This window comes from Neobacillus niacini, from assembly GCF_030817695.1.
Taxonomy (GTDB): domain Bacteria; phylum Bacillota; class Bacilli; order Bacillales; family Cytobacillaceae; genus Neobacillus; species Neobacillus niacini_F.
Map to the genome: position 1 here is coordinate 2719036 of NZ_JAUSZQ010000002.1, position 13953 is coordinate 2732988.

At 38.9% G+C, this 13953-nt stretch carries 15 protein-coding genes; 12 read left to right on the forward strand and 3 right to left on the reverse strand.

Annotated elements, in window-relative coordinates; translation table 11 throughout:
* The first annotated feature begins 7 nt into the window (after nt 1–7).
* Both QFZ28_RS13980 and QFZ28_RS13985 read left to right on the forward strand, forming a co-directional pair.
* Nucleotides 8–1210, forward strand: coding sequence for an ornithine--oxo-acid transaminase (locus QFZ28_RS13980; RefSeq protein ID WP_307195191.1), 1203 nt, complete (start codon nt 8–10; stop codon nt 1208–1210).
* Between the two features lie 68 nt (nt 1211–1278).
* Complete coding sequence (locus QFZ28_RS13985) at nt 1279–2544, forward strand: Glu/Leu/Phe/Val family dehydrogenase (protein ID WP_307197032.1); 1266 nt, start codon at nt 1279–1281, stop codon at nt 2542–2544.
* 47 nt (nt 2545–2591) lie between these two features.
* Here QFZ28_RS13985 and QFZ28_RS13990 read toward each other — a convergent pair whose 3' ends face one another.
* Nucleotides 2592–3959, reverse strand: coding sequence for an aldehyde dehydrogenase (locus QFZ28_RS13990; RefSeq protein WP_307195192.1), 1368 nt, complete (start codon nt 3957–3959; stop codon nt 2592–2594).
* Nucleotides 3960–4102: 143 nt separating this feature from the next.
* Between QFZ28_RS13990 and QFZ28_RS13995 the strand changes: the two genes are divergently transcribed.
* Complete coding sequence (locus QFZ28_RS13995; RefSeq protein WP_307195193.1) at nt 4103–4351, forward strand: hypothetical protein; 249 nt, start codon at nt 4103–4105, stop codon at nt 4349–4351.
* A 138-nt stretch (nt 4352–4489) separates the two neighbouring features.
* Here the strand turns inward: QFZ28_RS13995 and QFZ28_RS14000 are convergent, their stop codons facing one another.
* Nucleotides 4490–5083 (reverse strand): TetR/AcrR family transcriptional regulator, encoded by a 594-nt coding sequence (locus QFZ28_RS14000; protein WP_307195194.1) that lies wholly within the window; start codon nt 5081–5083, stop codon nt 4490–4492.
* Nucleotides 5084–5315: 232 nt separating this feature from the next.
* Here QFZ28_RS14000 and QFZ28_RS14005 point away from each other — a divergent pair, with 232 nt between their 5' ends.
* The 5 genes from QFZ28_RS14005 (at nt 5316) to QFZ28_RS14025 (ending at nt 10093) form a co-directional block, all read left to right on the forward strand.
* Nucleotides 5316–6452, forward strand: coding sequence for a CaiB/BaiF CoA transferase family protein (locus tag QFZ28_RS14005; RefSeq protein WP_307195195.1), 1137 nt, complete (start codon nt 5316–5318; stop codon nt 6450–6452).
* A gap of 21 nt (nt 6453–6473) precedes the next feature.
* Entirely contained in the window at nt 6474–7241 is a 768-nt protein-coding gene (locus tag QFZ28_RS14010; protein ID WP_307195196.1) for a 3-hydroxyacyl-CoA dehydrogenase, read from the forward strand.
* 40 nt (nt 7242–7281) lie between these two features.
* Entirely contained in the window at nt 7282–8436 is a 1155-nt protein-coding gene (locus tag QFZ28_RS14015) for a thiolase family protein (protein ID WP_307195197.1), read from the forward strand.
* A gap of 282 nt (nt 8437–8718) precedes the next feature.
* Nucleotides 8719–9657, forward strand: a complete 939-nt coding sequence (locus tag QFZ28_RS14020; RefSeq protein ID WP_307195198.1) for an MBL fold metallo-hydrolase — start codon at nt 8719–8721, stop codon at nt 9655–9657.
* Nucleotides 9658–9700: 43 nt separating this feature from the next.
* Nucleotides 9701–10093 (forward strand): acyl-CoA thioesterase, encoded by a 393-nt coding sequence (locus QFZ28_RS14025; protein WP_307195199.1) that lies wholly within the window; start codon nt 9701–9703, stop codon nt 10091–10093.
* A gap of 95 nt (nt 10094–10188) precedes the next feature.
* Here QFZ28_RS14025 and QFZ28_RS14030 read toward each other — a convergent pair whose 3' ends face one another.
* A complete protein-coding gene (locus tag QFZ28_RS14030) occupies nt 10189–10716 on the reverse strand; it encodes a helix-turn-helix domain-containing protein (RefSeq protein WP_307197033.1) in 528 nt (175 codons plus the stop codon).
* Between the two features lie 196 nt (nt 10717–10912).
* Here QFZ28_RS14030 and QFZ28_RS14035 point away from each other — a divergent pair, with 196 nt between their 5' ends.
* The 4 genes from QFZ28_RS14035 (at nt 10913) to trhO (ending at nt 13943) form a co-directional block, all read left to right on the forward strand.
* Entirely contained in the window at nt 10913–11557 is a 645-nt protein-coding gene (locus tag QFZ28_RS14035; RefSeq protein ID WP_307195200.1) for an alpha/beta hydrolase, read from the forward strand.
* A 26-nt stretch (nt 11558–11583) separates the two neighbouring features.
* On the forward strand, nt 11584–12003 hold the full coding sequence (locus tag QFZ28_RS14040; protein ID WP_307195201.1) for a DoxX family protein: 420 nt from the start codon (nt 11584–11586) through the stop codon (nt 12001–12003).
* Between the two features lie 19 nt (nt 12004–12022).
* Nucleotides 12023–12805: a DODA-type extradiol aromatic ring-opening family dioxygenase gene (locus tag QFZ28_RS14045; protein WP_307195202.1), complete on the forward strand. Its 783-nt coding sequence runs from the start codon at nt 12023–12025 to the stop codon at nt 12803–12805.
* 190 nt (nt 12806–12995) lie between these two features.
* On the forward strand, nt 12996–13943 hold the full coding sequence (gene trhO, locus QFZ28_RS14050) for an oxygen-dependent tRNA uridine(34) hydroxylase TrhO (RefSeq protein WP_307195203.1): 948 nt from the start codon (nt 12996–12998) through the stop codon (nt 13941–13943).
* The last annotated feature ends 10 nt before the right edge of the window (nt 13944–13953 follow it).

A 13953-nucleotide genomic window follows, 5' to 3' on the forward strand; every position in this document is an offset into this window, starting at 1 on the left:
AAATAAAATGAATACTACAACAAATAGAACAACTGAAATTATCGAACAAACACAAAAATTTGGTGCCAACAACTATCATCCACTGCCAATCGTGGTATCGAAAGCAGAAGGAGTATGGGTGGAAAGTCCAGAAGGAAACCGCTACATGGATATGCTGAGTGCTTATTCTGCGGTAAACCAAGGACACCGCCATCCTAAAATTATTAAAGCCTTAAAAGATCAAGCAGATAAAGTGACGTTAACCTCACGAGCTTTCCATAATGACCAGCTTGGTCCGTGGTATGAGAAAATTTGCAAATTAACCAATAAAGAAATGGCACTTCCAATGAACACTGGTGCTGAAGCGGTTGAAACAGCTCTTAAAGCAGCCCGCCGCTGGGGCTATGATGTAAAAGGAATTGCACAGGATCAAGCGGAAATTATTGCATGTACTGGAAACTTCCATGGCCGGACAATGGGTGCAGTATCCTTATCATCTGATCCTGAATATAAGAGAGGATTTGGCCCAATGCTTCCGGGCATAAAGCTCATTCCTTATGGAGATCTTGAAGCATTAAACACTGCTATTACGCCTAATACAGCTGCATTCTTAATTGAACCAATTCAAGGTGAAGCAGGAATCATTTTACCACCAGACGGATTTCTAAAAGCTGCGTCTGATTTATGTAAAGAACATAATGTATTATTCATTGCCGACGAAATTCAAGTTGGCTTGGCGCGTACTGGAAAAATGTTTGCTGTTGAATGGGAAGAAGTTAACCCTGACATGTTGATTTTAGGAAAAGCATTAGGTGGAGGCGTATTCCCAATTTCATGTGTGGTGGCTAACTCCGATGTTTTAGGCGTTTTTAATCCAGGTTCACATGGGTCCACTTTCGGGGGAAATCCACTTGCTTGTGCGGTGTCAATTGCAGCGTTAGAAGTCATTGAGGAAGAAAAACTAGCAGAACGTTCACTTGAATTAGGCAATTATTTCCTTGAACAATTAAGAACAATCAATCACCCTCGAATTAAAGAAATAAGAGGCAGAGGTTTATTTATTGGTGTGGAACTGACAGAAGAAGCAAGACCTTACTGTGAGCAGTTAAAGGAAGAAGGCTTATTATGTAAAGAAACACATGATACTGTTATTCGTTTTGCACCGCCGCTTATTATTACGAAAGAAGATATCGATTGGGCTGTTGAGAAGATTACAAACGTTTTAGCTTAAAATCATAATTTCATATTCCACTAAAATAAGAGGTGTCTAACATGTCTGTTAAGACAGTGATAAATGAAATGTCAAAAGAACAACAAAAAGAAAAGGAATCTTTAAATTTATACTATTCTACGCAAACAGTGATACAGGAAGCGCTAACCAAATTAGGCTATAATAGCGAAATGTATGAACTATTAAAAGAACCGATTCGTTTATTAACAGTCCGAATACCGGTCCGCATGGATGATGGTACGGTAAAAGTATTTACCGGATACCGTTCACAGCATAACGATGCAGTTGGACCAACAAAAGGCGGTGTGCGCTTCCATCCTAATGTAGATGAAGCCGAAGTAAAAGCCCTATCGATATGGATGAGTTTAAAGTGCGGGATAACTAACCTTCCATATGGCGGAGGTAAAGGCGGTATTATCTGTGACCCTAGGAAGATGTCTTTCAGAGAACTTGAGAGATTAAGCCGTGGTTATGTTCGTGCAATCAGTCAGATTGTGGGACCAACAAAAGATATACCAGCCCCAGATGTTTACACAAATTCACAAATCATGGCATGGATGATGGATGAGTACAGCCGTTTGCGTGAGTTTGACTCGCCAGGATTTATTACGGGTAAGCCGCTTGTATTAGGGGGGTCACATGGACGTGAAACCGCAACAGCCCAAGGTGTTACCATTTGTATTAATGAAGCGGTCAAGAAAAAAGGAAAAGATTTAAAAGGAGCTCGAGTAGTTATCCAAGGTTTTGGAAACGCAGGCAGCTACTTAGCTAAATTTATGCATGATGCAGGTGCGAAGGTAGTCGCTGTTTCCGATGTATATGGCGGGGTTTATGATCCTGATGGACTGGATATTAATTATTTGCTTGATAGAAGAGATAGCTTCGGTACATTCTCACAGCTTTTTAATGATACCATCAGCAATAAAGAATTACTTGAATTAGACTGCGACATTCTGGTACCGGCTGCCATTTCCAACCAAATCACCGAAGAAAATGCTGCTAATATAAAAGCCAGCATTATCGTTGAAGCGGCAAATGGACCTACCACTCTTGAAGCCACAAAGATCTTAACAGAACGTGGAATTCTTCTTGTTCCCGATATACTTGCAAGTGCCGGCGGTGTAACGGTTTCTTATTTTGAATGGGTGCAAAACAATCAAGGGTACTATTGGACGGAAGAAGAAGTAATGGAAAAGCTTGAGAAGGTAATGATTCGTTCTTTTGACACAATATATCAATTAGCTCAGACACATCAAGTGGATATGCGGTTAGCGGCTTATATGGTTGGAATAAAGAAAGTAGCCGAAGCTTCACGATTCAGAGGCTGGGTTTAATCAATACAAAAGCCTTGCAGAACACAATCTGCAAGGCTTTTACGCTTTTATTTAATAAAGCGTTTGATTTGTTTTAGTGCGTCTTTACGATTTGGATATCGAAATGGTAGATCAAAGGTAGTGGTTTGTTTTAAGATACTCTTCTGGTGAGAGAAGATATCAAAGCTGCCCCTGCCATGGTAGGCTCCAATTCCACTTTCACCAACACCGCCAAAAGGGAGATATGGAGAACTAAGGTGCATGACGGTATCGTTTATACAGCCGCCGCCAAAAGAGATAGAATTTAGGATCGTTTCTTGGAACTCTTTGCTTTCAGAGAAAATATAGAGAGCTAATGGTTTAGGGTGTTCATTAATTTTTTGAATTATTTCTGCTTCATGATCATATTCAAGGACTGGGAGGACGGGGCCGAAAATTTCTTCCTGCATCACTGGGTCGGCCCACGTAACACTGCCAAGGATTGTCGGCTCAATGGTAAGAGTATCCTTAGAAGAATTCCCGCCATGGAGGATTACTCCGCTCGAAAGTAACCCTGTTACACGATTAAAATGACGTTCACTTACGATTCTCGTAAATTCACCATTTTTTACGATATCCTCATATAGCTCATTAATACTTTCTTTGAAGGTTTTTAAAAATTCTTCCTTGATGTCTTTGTTTACATATAAATAGTCAGGTGCCACACATGTTTGACCAGCATTGATAAACTTGCCCCAAGCAATCCGTTTTGCTGCTAATTTAAGATTCGCATCATGATGAACGATACAAGGACTTTTTCCTCCTAATTCAAGCGTAACAGGAGTTAAGTGCTTTGCGGCCGCTTCCATAATTACCTTTCCAACTGTAACACTTCCAGTAAAAAAGATATAATCGAATTTTTCTTTTAGTAAAAGCTGAGTGGTTTCAGCATCCCCTTGGACAACAGAAACGTATTCTTCTGGAAATGTCTTATTAATAAGACCTGCCATAAGCTTAGATGTTTCTGGTGTTAGTTCAGAGGGTTTAAGGACCGCACAATTCCCAGCAGCAATCGCACCAATCAGTGGAGCTATGGCTAATTGCAAAGGGTAATTCCAAGGAGAAATGATCAATGCTATCCCATATGGTTCAGAATAAATATAGCTCTTTGATCCTATTTGCGTCATTGCCGTCTTCACTTTTCTCGGCTGTGTCCAATCTCTAATATGTTTGAGAGTAAAACGTATTTCCTCCAGTAATATTCCCATTTCGGTAATATAGGAGTCAAAGTCACTCTTATTCAAATCCTTCTTAAGAGCGGACATTATTTCTGTCTCATTTGAACGAATCATGTCCCCTAAGGATGTTAATGCTTCTATTCGGTATGATATATCTTTTGTTTTTCCAGATTGAAAGAAATCACGCTGCCTTTTCAATAAATGATGAAACCCTTCCATAAGCGCACCTCCTAATAGATAGGGATATTCTATCACATCTTATTTTAATAACCAGTTTTGATTGGAGCAAAATGGAATAATTTTGTATGAATAAAAATTATCGGAGAATACTAAGATTAAAATACCATTGAAGGAGATAGAAAATGTCTATTGAATCAGGAATGAAGTATCAAATTTCTCAAAGTATTAAGGGGAATTTTAATTCGGCAGAATCGTTGACAGTTACCACTAATAATGGGATTACCGTTCAATTCACACTAGAAGATGGAAAAGGTCATGGGTCAATGCCACTGGATCATTTAAACTATTTATTGAAGAGAGCAAACCTTACCCCGGTGACTTCGAATAAGAGAATCCTATTAAGTGCGGAAAATGAAGAAAAAATAGGATGACAAGCAAAGCCTCCTCGTATTACAAGGAGGCTTTAGTCTGGAGTGACCGAAGAGCGTATAAAGGGGTATTTGGGTCAATGCAGGTAGACTGCTGGGCCGAAAATCAAAATGAACAAATCTTTTGTCACTCCAGCTAATTTATTCTTTCACTAACATTTTTAATAAATAGGCAGCATAGGCTTCAGAGATTTCTTCTGCACTTTGAGGACCATTTTGGTCATACCATTCTTGGATCCAGTTGAGAGCACCCAAAACAATTAAACGAACCATTTTTACATCCACAGGAACAAATGCACGTTTTTCTATACCTTCCTGAATGATTTTATCAAAATAATGAGAGTAATTTTTTCTTAGTTCGAGAACTTCTTGTAGCTGCTTTTCAGAAAAGTTATGATTAGGCTTCGATAAAGCCATAAACATTGATTTTTCACTAGTAGCAAGTAGAATATGTTCCTTAATGGCATTTCTTAGCTTTTCGACTGGGTTGAGTTCACTTTCAATAACTTTCTCAATTCCATCTAGACAAATCTCCATAATCATTAAATGGCATTGATACAGAAGGTCATCTTTATTTTTAAAATAGTAATACATCGATCCTTTTGTCATCAGAAGCTTGGCGGCAATTTCCTCCATCGTTGTTCCTTGGTATCCTTTTTCAACAAGAACCGCTGCAGCAGAACGTAGGATTTCCTGCTTTTTTTTCGCCATTTTCTGCGCTCTGAAAGAAGACATGACTTAAACCTCCTAACTTATCAATCTTACAATTCTATATATTTTTTTCCACTTAGTGATAATTTTTTTACCCTTTGTTTAAATATAGAACAGCAAATGTGAAAAATCAACGGATTTTAAACACAGGTTCAAAAAATAAATCAATTGTAAAATTATAAGAAAATTGCTATTATTTAAAATAGGGATGTAAACGTTATCACTAAAGGTATTTTGTTAATAAGGAGATGATAGTTTGTTACCTCTTGAAGGCATACGTGTCCTTGACCTTACAAGACTTCTGCCAGGACCTTATTGTTCAGTACTACTGGCTGATTATGGAGCAGATGTGATAAAGGTGGAAGATCCCAAAAACGGGGATTACGCCCGCTGGTACGAACCAAGAGTAAACGATGATCAAAGTGCTATGTTTATCTCATTAAATCGTAATAAACGCAGCATTACCCTAGATCTTAAAGACGAAAAGGATAAAAATGCGTTTATTTCTTTGGTAAAAACAGCAGATGTCTTGATAGAATCATTCCGGCCTGGGGTTATGGATCGTCTTGGACTTGGGTATGAGGAGTTAAAGGTACATAATCCTAAACTAATTTATTGCGCGATAACCGGTTATGGGCAAACGGGACCATACGCCAAAGAGGCAGGACATGATTTAAATTTCCTGAGCTATTCGGGGCTGCTGCATTTACAAGGAGCTCCAAACGAAAAACCTCTCATTCCTTCCGTTCAAATCGGTGATATTGGCGGGGGGGCATTGATGGCTGCAGTGGGAATCTTACTGGCCATTATTGATGCGAAGAAAACGAACACTGGTCAATTTGTGGACATTTCCATGCTTGATGGTGCGCTGTCATGGATGCATACGATTCTGCCAAACTACTGGACTTCCGGCGAGATGCCAAATCGCGGGGAACTAACTTTAAACGGCGGGAAAGCATGCTATGAGGTTTATAGAACAAAAGATAATCGATTTATTTCAGTTGGCGCACTTGAACATAAGTTTTGGAAAAATTTTTGCAAAGTCATTGATAAGGAAAAATTAATAGACCAACTGGATGAACCCCTAGAACAGCAGCGCATAATGAAGCAGGAAGTTCAAACAGCTATCCAACAAAAAACATTGACGGAATGGCTTGAGCTTTTCAAAGGTATTGATGCCTGTGTCTCCCCAGTTTTAACTCCAGAAGAACTCGCAAATGATCCACAAATTAAACATCGTCACATGATTGAAGACGTCATACACCCAAAGGCGGGAGTAATCAAGCAAATAGGAAATCCTATTAAACTATCAAACTCAACTGTTACAACTAGACGGCATGCACCCGGTTTAGGGGAACATACAGATGAAATTTTGAAAGAATTAGGTTTTTAATAAAAGAAAGGGGAAAAGAAGATGAGAATACAAGAATCCATTGCCTTGGTAACAGGCGGTGCTTCTGGGCTTGGAGAAGCAACTGTTCGTAATATTGTTAAAAACGGCGGTAAAGCCGCGATTCTAGATCTTTCAGAAGAAAGAGGCTCAGCTTTAGCAGAGGAATTAGGAGAAAATGCTGTTTTTTACAAAACGAATGTAACGAGTGAGGAAGATGTACAGAATGCAATTGATTCAGCGATTGCTCAGTTTGGCAGTATAAATACTGTAGTGAATTGTGCAGGTATTGCTGTTGCAGAAAAAACGGTAGGAAGAAATCAAGCTCATAGTTTTGATAGTTTCAAAAAAGTAATTGAAATCAATTTAATTGGCACCTTTAACGTCATTCGCCTTGCTGCCGTTCAAATGGTGAATAATCAACCAAATCAAGAAGGCGAAAGAGGAGTTATTATCAATACCGCCTCGGTTGCCGCATTTGATGGTCAAATTGGTCAGGCAGCTTACAGTGCTTCGAAAGGTGGTGTCGTAGGAATGACGCTTCCAATCGCACGCGACTTGGCGAAATCAGGAATCAGAGTGATGACCATCGCACCTGGTTTAATTGAAACACCTCTTTTCGCTTCACTAACGGAACAGGCAAAAGCTGCATTGGAATCACAAGTTCCATTCCCATCCAGACTTGGACGTCCTTCTGAATATGCCCAATTAACACAGTCTATTATTGAAAATGCCATGCTTAATGGTGAAACCATCCGCTTAGATGGCGCCATTCGTATGGCCCCAAGATAAATTTTACAAAAAAATCATATTTAAATTGGAGGAAGATATTATGCGTGAAGTTGTTATTGTTGAGGGTGTTCGTACACCTGTTGGGAAAAGAAAAGGGCTATTAAGTAACGTTCGACCGGATGATTTGGCTGCTAAAGTCTTAAGAGAATTAGTAAATCGTGCTGGTATTTCACCAGGAATTGTACAGGATGTCATCATGGGCTGTGTTTCACAGGTAGAAGAACAGGGTCTAAATATTGCACGTAATGCGGTACTAATCGCAGATTTCCCTATCCATGTACCTGCAACTACAATAGATCGTCAGTGCGGATCTGGTCAGCAAGCCATTCATTTTGCGGCTCAAGCCATTCTCAGCGGTGATATGGATATTGTCATTGCCGGGGGAGTAGAAAGCATGACACGTGTTCCACTTGGTTCGACTCGTCAAAATTCAACATCAAGTGAAGAGCTGACTTCGAGGTATGAAATTATTCACCAAGGTTTATCGGCAGAAAGAATTGCTGACAAGTGGGGATTTACACGCACCCAGTTAGATGAATTTTCCGTAGAAAGCCACAATCGTGCCTTGAAAGCCCAAGAAGAAGGAAGATTTGAGAGAGAAATCATGCCATTAGAAGTAACCCTAGAGGATGGAAGTACAGTTGTTGTGAAACAAGACGAAGGACCGCGTAAAGGGTCTACTATTGAAAAATTGGCTACACTAAAAACAGTTTTTAAAGAAGATGGAAAAATCCATGCAGGAAATGCCAGCCAAATGAGTGATGGCGCTGCTGCTGTATTATTGATGTCACGTGAAAAAGCGGAGGAATTAGGGCTTAAACCGCGCTTCCGAATTGTTGCCCGTTCTGTAGTAGGTTCTGATCCAACATTGATGCTGACTGGTCCAATTGAAGCAACAAGACAGGTTCTAGCTAAAGCAGGGCTGACAATTGAAGATATGGACACCTACGAAGTAAATGAAGCGTTTGCTCCGGTACCAATGTGCTGGTTAGAAGAAATTAAGGCAGACCCTAAGAAATTGAACCCTAACGGGGGAGCGATTGCCCTTGGACACCCACTTGGAGCAACAGGTGCAAAATTGATGATTTCAATGATGCATGAATTAGAGAGAACAGGCGGCCGCTATGGCTTACAAGCTATTTGTGAAGGCGGCGGTATGGCCAACGGAACAATCATTGAAAGAATTAGTGAATAAGAACGAATAAAGGGGAAGAAGCAGCAAAAATTTATTTTTGTTGCTTATTCCTTTTTAATTAGGCTGTGTTAAAGCTATTTGTTGTTTTTTGCACCCTGTTAATTGGAGCGGAAGGCACGAAGACTCCTGCGGGAGGACGGGGCAGGGGAGACCCCGCAGGCGCGTAGCGTCGAGGAGGCTCCCCGGACCGCCCGCGGAAAGCGAAGTGCCTGGAGTGGAAATTAACAGACAAATTTAACACAGCCAAAGGTAAATAAGAAGTAAGAGGGAGGAGAAGGGTTTTTGTTCAATGAATTCGGTGTAACACAAGTAACCATACCGCTGCCTTTTCGACTAAATCATGTAAATTGCTTTTTAGCTGAAGGGACAAACGGGTGGACCATTATAGACGCAGGACTAAATAATGATGTATCCAGGGACATATGGAGACCTATCATAGAAAAGCATGAAATAAAGGACATCATTCTGACTCATTACCATCCAGACCATTTTGGCTATGCAGGCACACTGCAGCAGCTTACAAATGCAGAGGTATGGATGACAGAAATTGATACGGAGGCTGGGTTATCTTATTGGGAACCAGATTCATTAGAAATTGTAAATCAAAACTATAACAGATGTGGGCTTCCTGATCATTTACCTCAGGAGCTTACGACGGATGAACAGGGTTTTAACCCACAAGTAAGGCCATATCCAACGGTTCAACATTTTCTTGAAGAAGGAATGAAAATCGTATTCGGCAAATACGAATACGAGGTTATCTTCACACCGGGGCATTCCGATGGATTAATCACTTTATTTAATAAAGAGAATAGTATCTTATTTTCAACCGATCATATTCTACCAAGAATATCTCCTAATATTTCATACTGGTTCAGAGGTAATCGGAATCCATTACAATCCTTTATGACTTCTTTGGAAAAAATTAAAGAATTGAACGTTGACTATGTAATCCCTTCTCATGGGGAGCCATTTAGAAATGCCAATCAAAGGATTGAAGAATTATTGGAACATCATCTTCAAAGATTAGCAGAGACGTATGACGCTATTAAACAACCGGCTACCATCTATGAGGTTAATCAACAGTTGTTTCGAAATTTGAATATCCATGAAACTCGTTTTGCTGTTGGAGAAACACTTGCTCATTTGGAGTATTTATATATAAACAACCAATGTAAAAAATTTCTTCAGGATGGTACCTGGTATTACGAAGGCATTTAATTTTATACTTTGCGCAGTGGTTCAAAGTTTTGGGAGGTTAGTAATGGAAACTATTTTTACACTTCAAACACGAAATGAAGATATAGATCAATTAGGTCATGTGAATAATTGTAGATACGTTAAGTTTTTGGAGGATGCTCGTGTAAATTGGTATGAAAATTGCGGAATATCTTTAATGGACTTTCAAGAAATGAGTATTGGAACGGTTGTTTTAAAAATGGAGGTTTTGTATCGAAGGGAAGCAAATTTGGGAGATCATTTAAAAATTATTACCCGTCCAGACTATTTAGGGAATACAAGTTTCGTATTAAAACAAGATATTTATAATCAATTTGATGAACATATAACAGATGCCAAAGTGACAATGGTAATGTTTGATACTTTATTAAGAAAAGGTATAAAAGTAATCGATCAAATCGCTCAGAATTTTCGTTAGTCTTTCATTTAAAACAGAGCATTATTGGTGAATAAATGCTCTGTTTTACTGCAAGATTTATGTATACCTGTAGGAGGAATCGCACTTGTTAATCCTTAGAACGCTGTATTAGAATAAACCGCTATTAAAACAACCGCTTTACAATCCCCAACATTTTTCACCGTGTGTGGAACACTTGCATTCCAGCTAAAGGAGTCACCTTCTTCTAAGATTACTGAATCTTCTCCTTGCTCTGCTAAAACTTTCCCTTCTAGCACTAAATGACATTCTTCTCCTTCATGCGCGTGGGCGTCTCCAATCGAAGCGCCTGGTGGAAACTCCACACTTCTTAAGCTCAAGCCACCCATTGATGAAATGTGTTCTATTTTTAACTGATTTAATGAGGTTGTTGTTCTGGCATCTTTTCTGACTACGCGTAAATGCTGTTTTTTTTCTAATAATAAATAAGGTAATGGAACCTCCAAATAGTTGGCAATGGTTTGGAGTGTACTAATCGAAGGTGAGGTGTTATTATTTTCTACATTGCTGATAAATCCCTTTGAAAGGCCAGTCCCTTCACACATTTGGGCTATTGTGATTTTTTTTCGATTTCTTATTGCACGAATTTTTGCGCCGATATCCAGTTTGACCACCCTTTATCTGTTTCCTAATATAGAACATATTTATATATTAGCAAAAATTCTATTGACAATCCATAAGATTCGTTGTTATCCTATAAGCAACAAATGTTCATATTAAAAAACATTTTATTTTTTATTAATGTGTTTACAAATATGAATCTTTATTAACTAATAAAATACACACGGAAGGGATGAATATATGAGTGCGCCAATGATCTATGAGCTTCGCCGTCCAAAAGAGATCCATCCTGATAAAGAATATCCCGCATTGTTTATCATGCATGGAATCGGCAGTAATGAACAAAACATGCTGTCTTTAGTAAACGGGTTAGAAGAACACTTCTACATTTTCAGTATTCGCGGTCATCTCTCGCAGCCACCAGGCTTTGCTTTCTTTACGATTGAAGGTTACGGCAAGCCGCATCGAGAAATGTTTGATGAAGGCGTAAGTAAGCTTACGAGCTTTATTGACTATGCATGCGAACAGTATCCGCTAGATAGATCTCATTTATACTTGTTAGGTTTTAGTCAAGGTGCGATTTTAGCGATGACGCTAGGCTTAACACTAGGCAGTAGAATTAAAGGAATTGTAGCACTAAGTGGTTACATTCCGGCATTTGTAAAAGAAGAGTATGAGATCAAGCCTGTGAATGAAGTTTCAGTATTCATTTCACATGGAGAAATGGACCAAGTGCTTCCATTTGAATGGGGACTTGCCAACAACGAGTATTTTGGTCAATTGGGTGCAAATGTTACTTTTAAGACATACCAAGAAGGACATAGTGTTTCCTTAAGGAATTTGCAGGATTTTACAAACTGGTTAATGCAAGATTTAAAAAAATAATAATACATTAAGGGAGAGACAGAAATATGAAAAAGATAGAAGTAAGTACATTCATTTTACGTTTAGTATTAGGGGTTACGTTTTTTGTTCATGGTTTAGTAAAGTTCCAAGGTGGAATTGAAAATATTGTTGGCTGGTTTGATTCCATCGGTCTTCCAGGTGTTTTAGCGTATGGGGTTGCATTGTTAGAAATGGTTGGAGGACTTGCATTAGTCGTTGGTTTAGGCAGCAGAATTGTATCAGGATTGTTTGTGTTATTAATGCTTGGAGCAATTGTAACAGCAAAATTAGCAGGCGGCTTTTTAGGAAATGGTCAAGGTGCTGGCTGGGAATTAGATTTAGCATTACTAGCAATCGCACTATTTATTGCCATCAACGATAGTAAGATGTTTGCGCTAGATAAAGTGATTTTCAAAGGACAAAATAACCAGACACAATCACTTTAGTAAAGGAGGGAATAGGACTATGATGCCATCACTTTTTATCGCTCATGGTGCACCATTGCTTGCGATTGAGAACAATGAGTATACTCAATTTTTAAATCAATTAGGCCATTCTTTACCACGCCCAAAAGCAATTGTTTTATTTTCCGCCCATTGGGAGTCTAGAGCGCAAAAAGTAAGCGAAGTAGACCAATATGACACCATTTATGATTTTGGTGGATTTGACCCAGCGCTCTATACGATTAAATATCCAGCTAAAGGATCACAGGAAATTTCTAATGAAATAATTGACTTATTCAAAGAAAATGGTATTCCTTTTGACATTGAAACGAAACGCGGCTTGGATCATGGTGCATGGGTGGTGCTTCGTTTACTTTACCCAAATGCAGATGTTCCCGTTATTGCAATGTCGGTTAACCCAGCTCTTACTCCGGAAGAACAATATAAAATCGGAAAATCACTGGCTGCGTTACGTGCTAAAGATGTTCTCATCATTGCCAGCGGAGGAACCGTTCATAATTTGAGAGCAGTGAATTTTGCGGAAAATGGACAAATAGATACATGGGCAGTTGAGTTCGATGATTGGTTAGCCCATCACCTTCATACATGGGATACAGATTCATTGTTTAAGTATGATTCACTCGCTCCAACTGCACAATATGCTGTACCTCCATATGGAAATGAACACTTTATTCCGATTTTTTACGCAATGGGGGCAGCGGATGATAGTCAAAAAGCAAAATTATTACATCGCAGCTTCCGATATGGGAACCTAAGTCATAGTGTATGGCAATTTGGAGAATAACCACTTTTTATTATATCTACAATCAATCCATAAATCGGTATCCTACCCAATTAAAATCATTGGTAGGATGCCTTTTTCATTTATAAAAAGGGAATAATAATTCTAATTAATTGTCATATAGGTGTGATTATTGATATAATAATTCGGTTATTAATATAAAGAATGTATAAAAGTTAGTAAGGTGGTAAATATGAATCAATATTATCGAGTGTTATTGTATTATAAATATGTCAATATAGAAAATCCTGAAGAGGTTCAGCAAGAACATCTTCAGTTTTGTAATGAAATAGGTCTTAAAGGCCGTATTATTATTGCATCTGAAGGAATTAACGGTACTGTATCAGGTACAGTTGAGCAAACTGATGCTTATATAAAATATATGGATGAGCACCCGCTTTTTGCAGGTACCGTCTTTAAAATTGATGAATCAACGGAGCATGCATTCAAAAAAATGCGTGTACGTCTACGACCAGAGCTTGTTACATTACGTTTGGAAGACGATGTAGATCCTCTTGTTACAACCGGCAAGCATTTAAAACCGAAAGAATTTTTCGAAGCTATGCAAAGAGAAGATACGGTTGTGATTGACGCACGTAATGATTATGAATATGATTTAGGTCATTTCAGAGGCGCAGTTCGCCCTGATATATTAAATTTCCGTGATCTGCCGGACTGGATTCGAGAAAATAAGGAACAATTCGAAGGTAAAAAGATTCTTACGTATTGCACAGGCGGTATTCGCTGTGAAAAATTCTCTGGCTGGCTTGTAAAAGAAGGATTTGAGGATGTTTCACAATTAGAAGGCGGAATTGTGACGTACGGAAAAGACCCAGAAGTTCAAGGGGAATTATGGGATGGACAGCTTTATGTGTTTGACGAGCGTATTAGTGTGCCAGTCAATCAAAAAGAGCATGTGGTGGTAGGTAAGGATTATTTCACAGGTGAGCCTTGTGAGCGTTACGTAAACTGTGCGAATCCGGAGTGTAATAAAAAGATTCTCTGCTCTGAGGAAAATGAACACCGTCATTTAAGAAGCTGTTCACATGAATGCAGAACGCACCCACGAAACCGCTATGTTGCTCAGCATGGATTAAGCGAAGAAGAAGTAAAAGAAAGATTAATGAATTTACAAGCATAAGAAAAAGGCT

Coding starts and splice junctions, on each gene's coding strand:
- QFZ28_RS14045 (WP_307195202.1), top strand. CDS start 12,023: ATGATGCCATCACTTTTTATCGCTCATGGTGCACCATTGCTTGCGATT.
- QFZ28_RS14040 (WP_307195201.1), top strand. CDS start 11,584: ATGAAAAAGATAGAAGTAAGTACATTCATTTTACGTTTAGTATTAGGG.
- trhO (WP_307195203.1), top strand. CDS start 12,996: ATGAATCAATATTATCGAGTGTTATTGTATTATAAATATGTCAATATA.
- QFZ28_RS13995 (WP_307195193.1), top strand. CDS start 4,103: ATGTCTATTGAATCAGGAATGAAGTATCAAATTTCTCAAAGTATTAAG.
- QFZ28_RS14010 (WP_307195196.1), top strand. CDS start 6,474: ATGAGAATACAAGAATCCATTGCCTTGGTAACAGGCGGTGCTTCTGGG.
- QFZ28_RS14000 (WP_307195194.1), bottom strand. CDS start 5,083: ATGTCTTCTTTCAGAGCGCAGAAAATGGCGAAAAAAAAGCAGGAAATC.
- QFZ28_RS14025 (WP_307195199.1), top strand. CDS start 9,701: ATGGAAACTATTTTTACACTTCAAACACGAAATGAAGATATAGATCAA.
- QFZ28_RS14035 (WP_307195200.1), top strand. CDS start 10,913: ATGAGTGCGCCAATGATCTATGAGCTTCGCCGTCCAAAAGAGATCCAT.
- QFZ28_RS14015 (WP_307195197.1), top strand. CDS start 7,282: ATGCGTGAAGTTGTTATTGTTGAGGGTGTTCGTACACCTGTTGGGAAA.
- QFZ28_RS13980 (WP_307195191.1), top strand. CDS start 8: ATGAATACTACAACAAATAGAACAACTGAAATTATCGAACAAACACAA.
- QFZ28_RS13985 (WP_307197032.1), top strand. CDS start 1,279: ATGTCAAAAGAACAACAAAAAGAAAAGGAATCTTTAAATTTATACTAT.
- QFZ28_RS13990 (WP_307195192.1), bottom strand. CDS start 3,959: ATGGAAGGGTTTCATCATTTATTGAAAAGGCAGCGTGATTTCTTTCAA.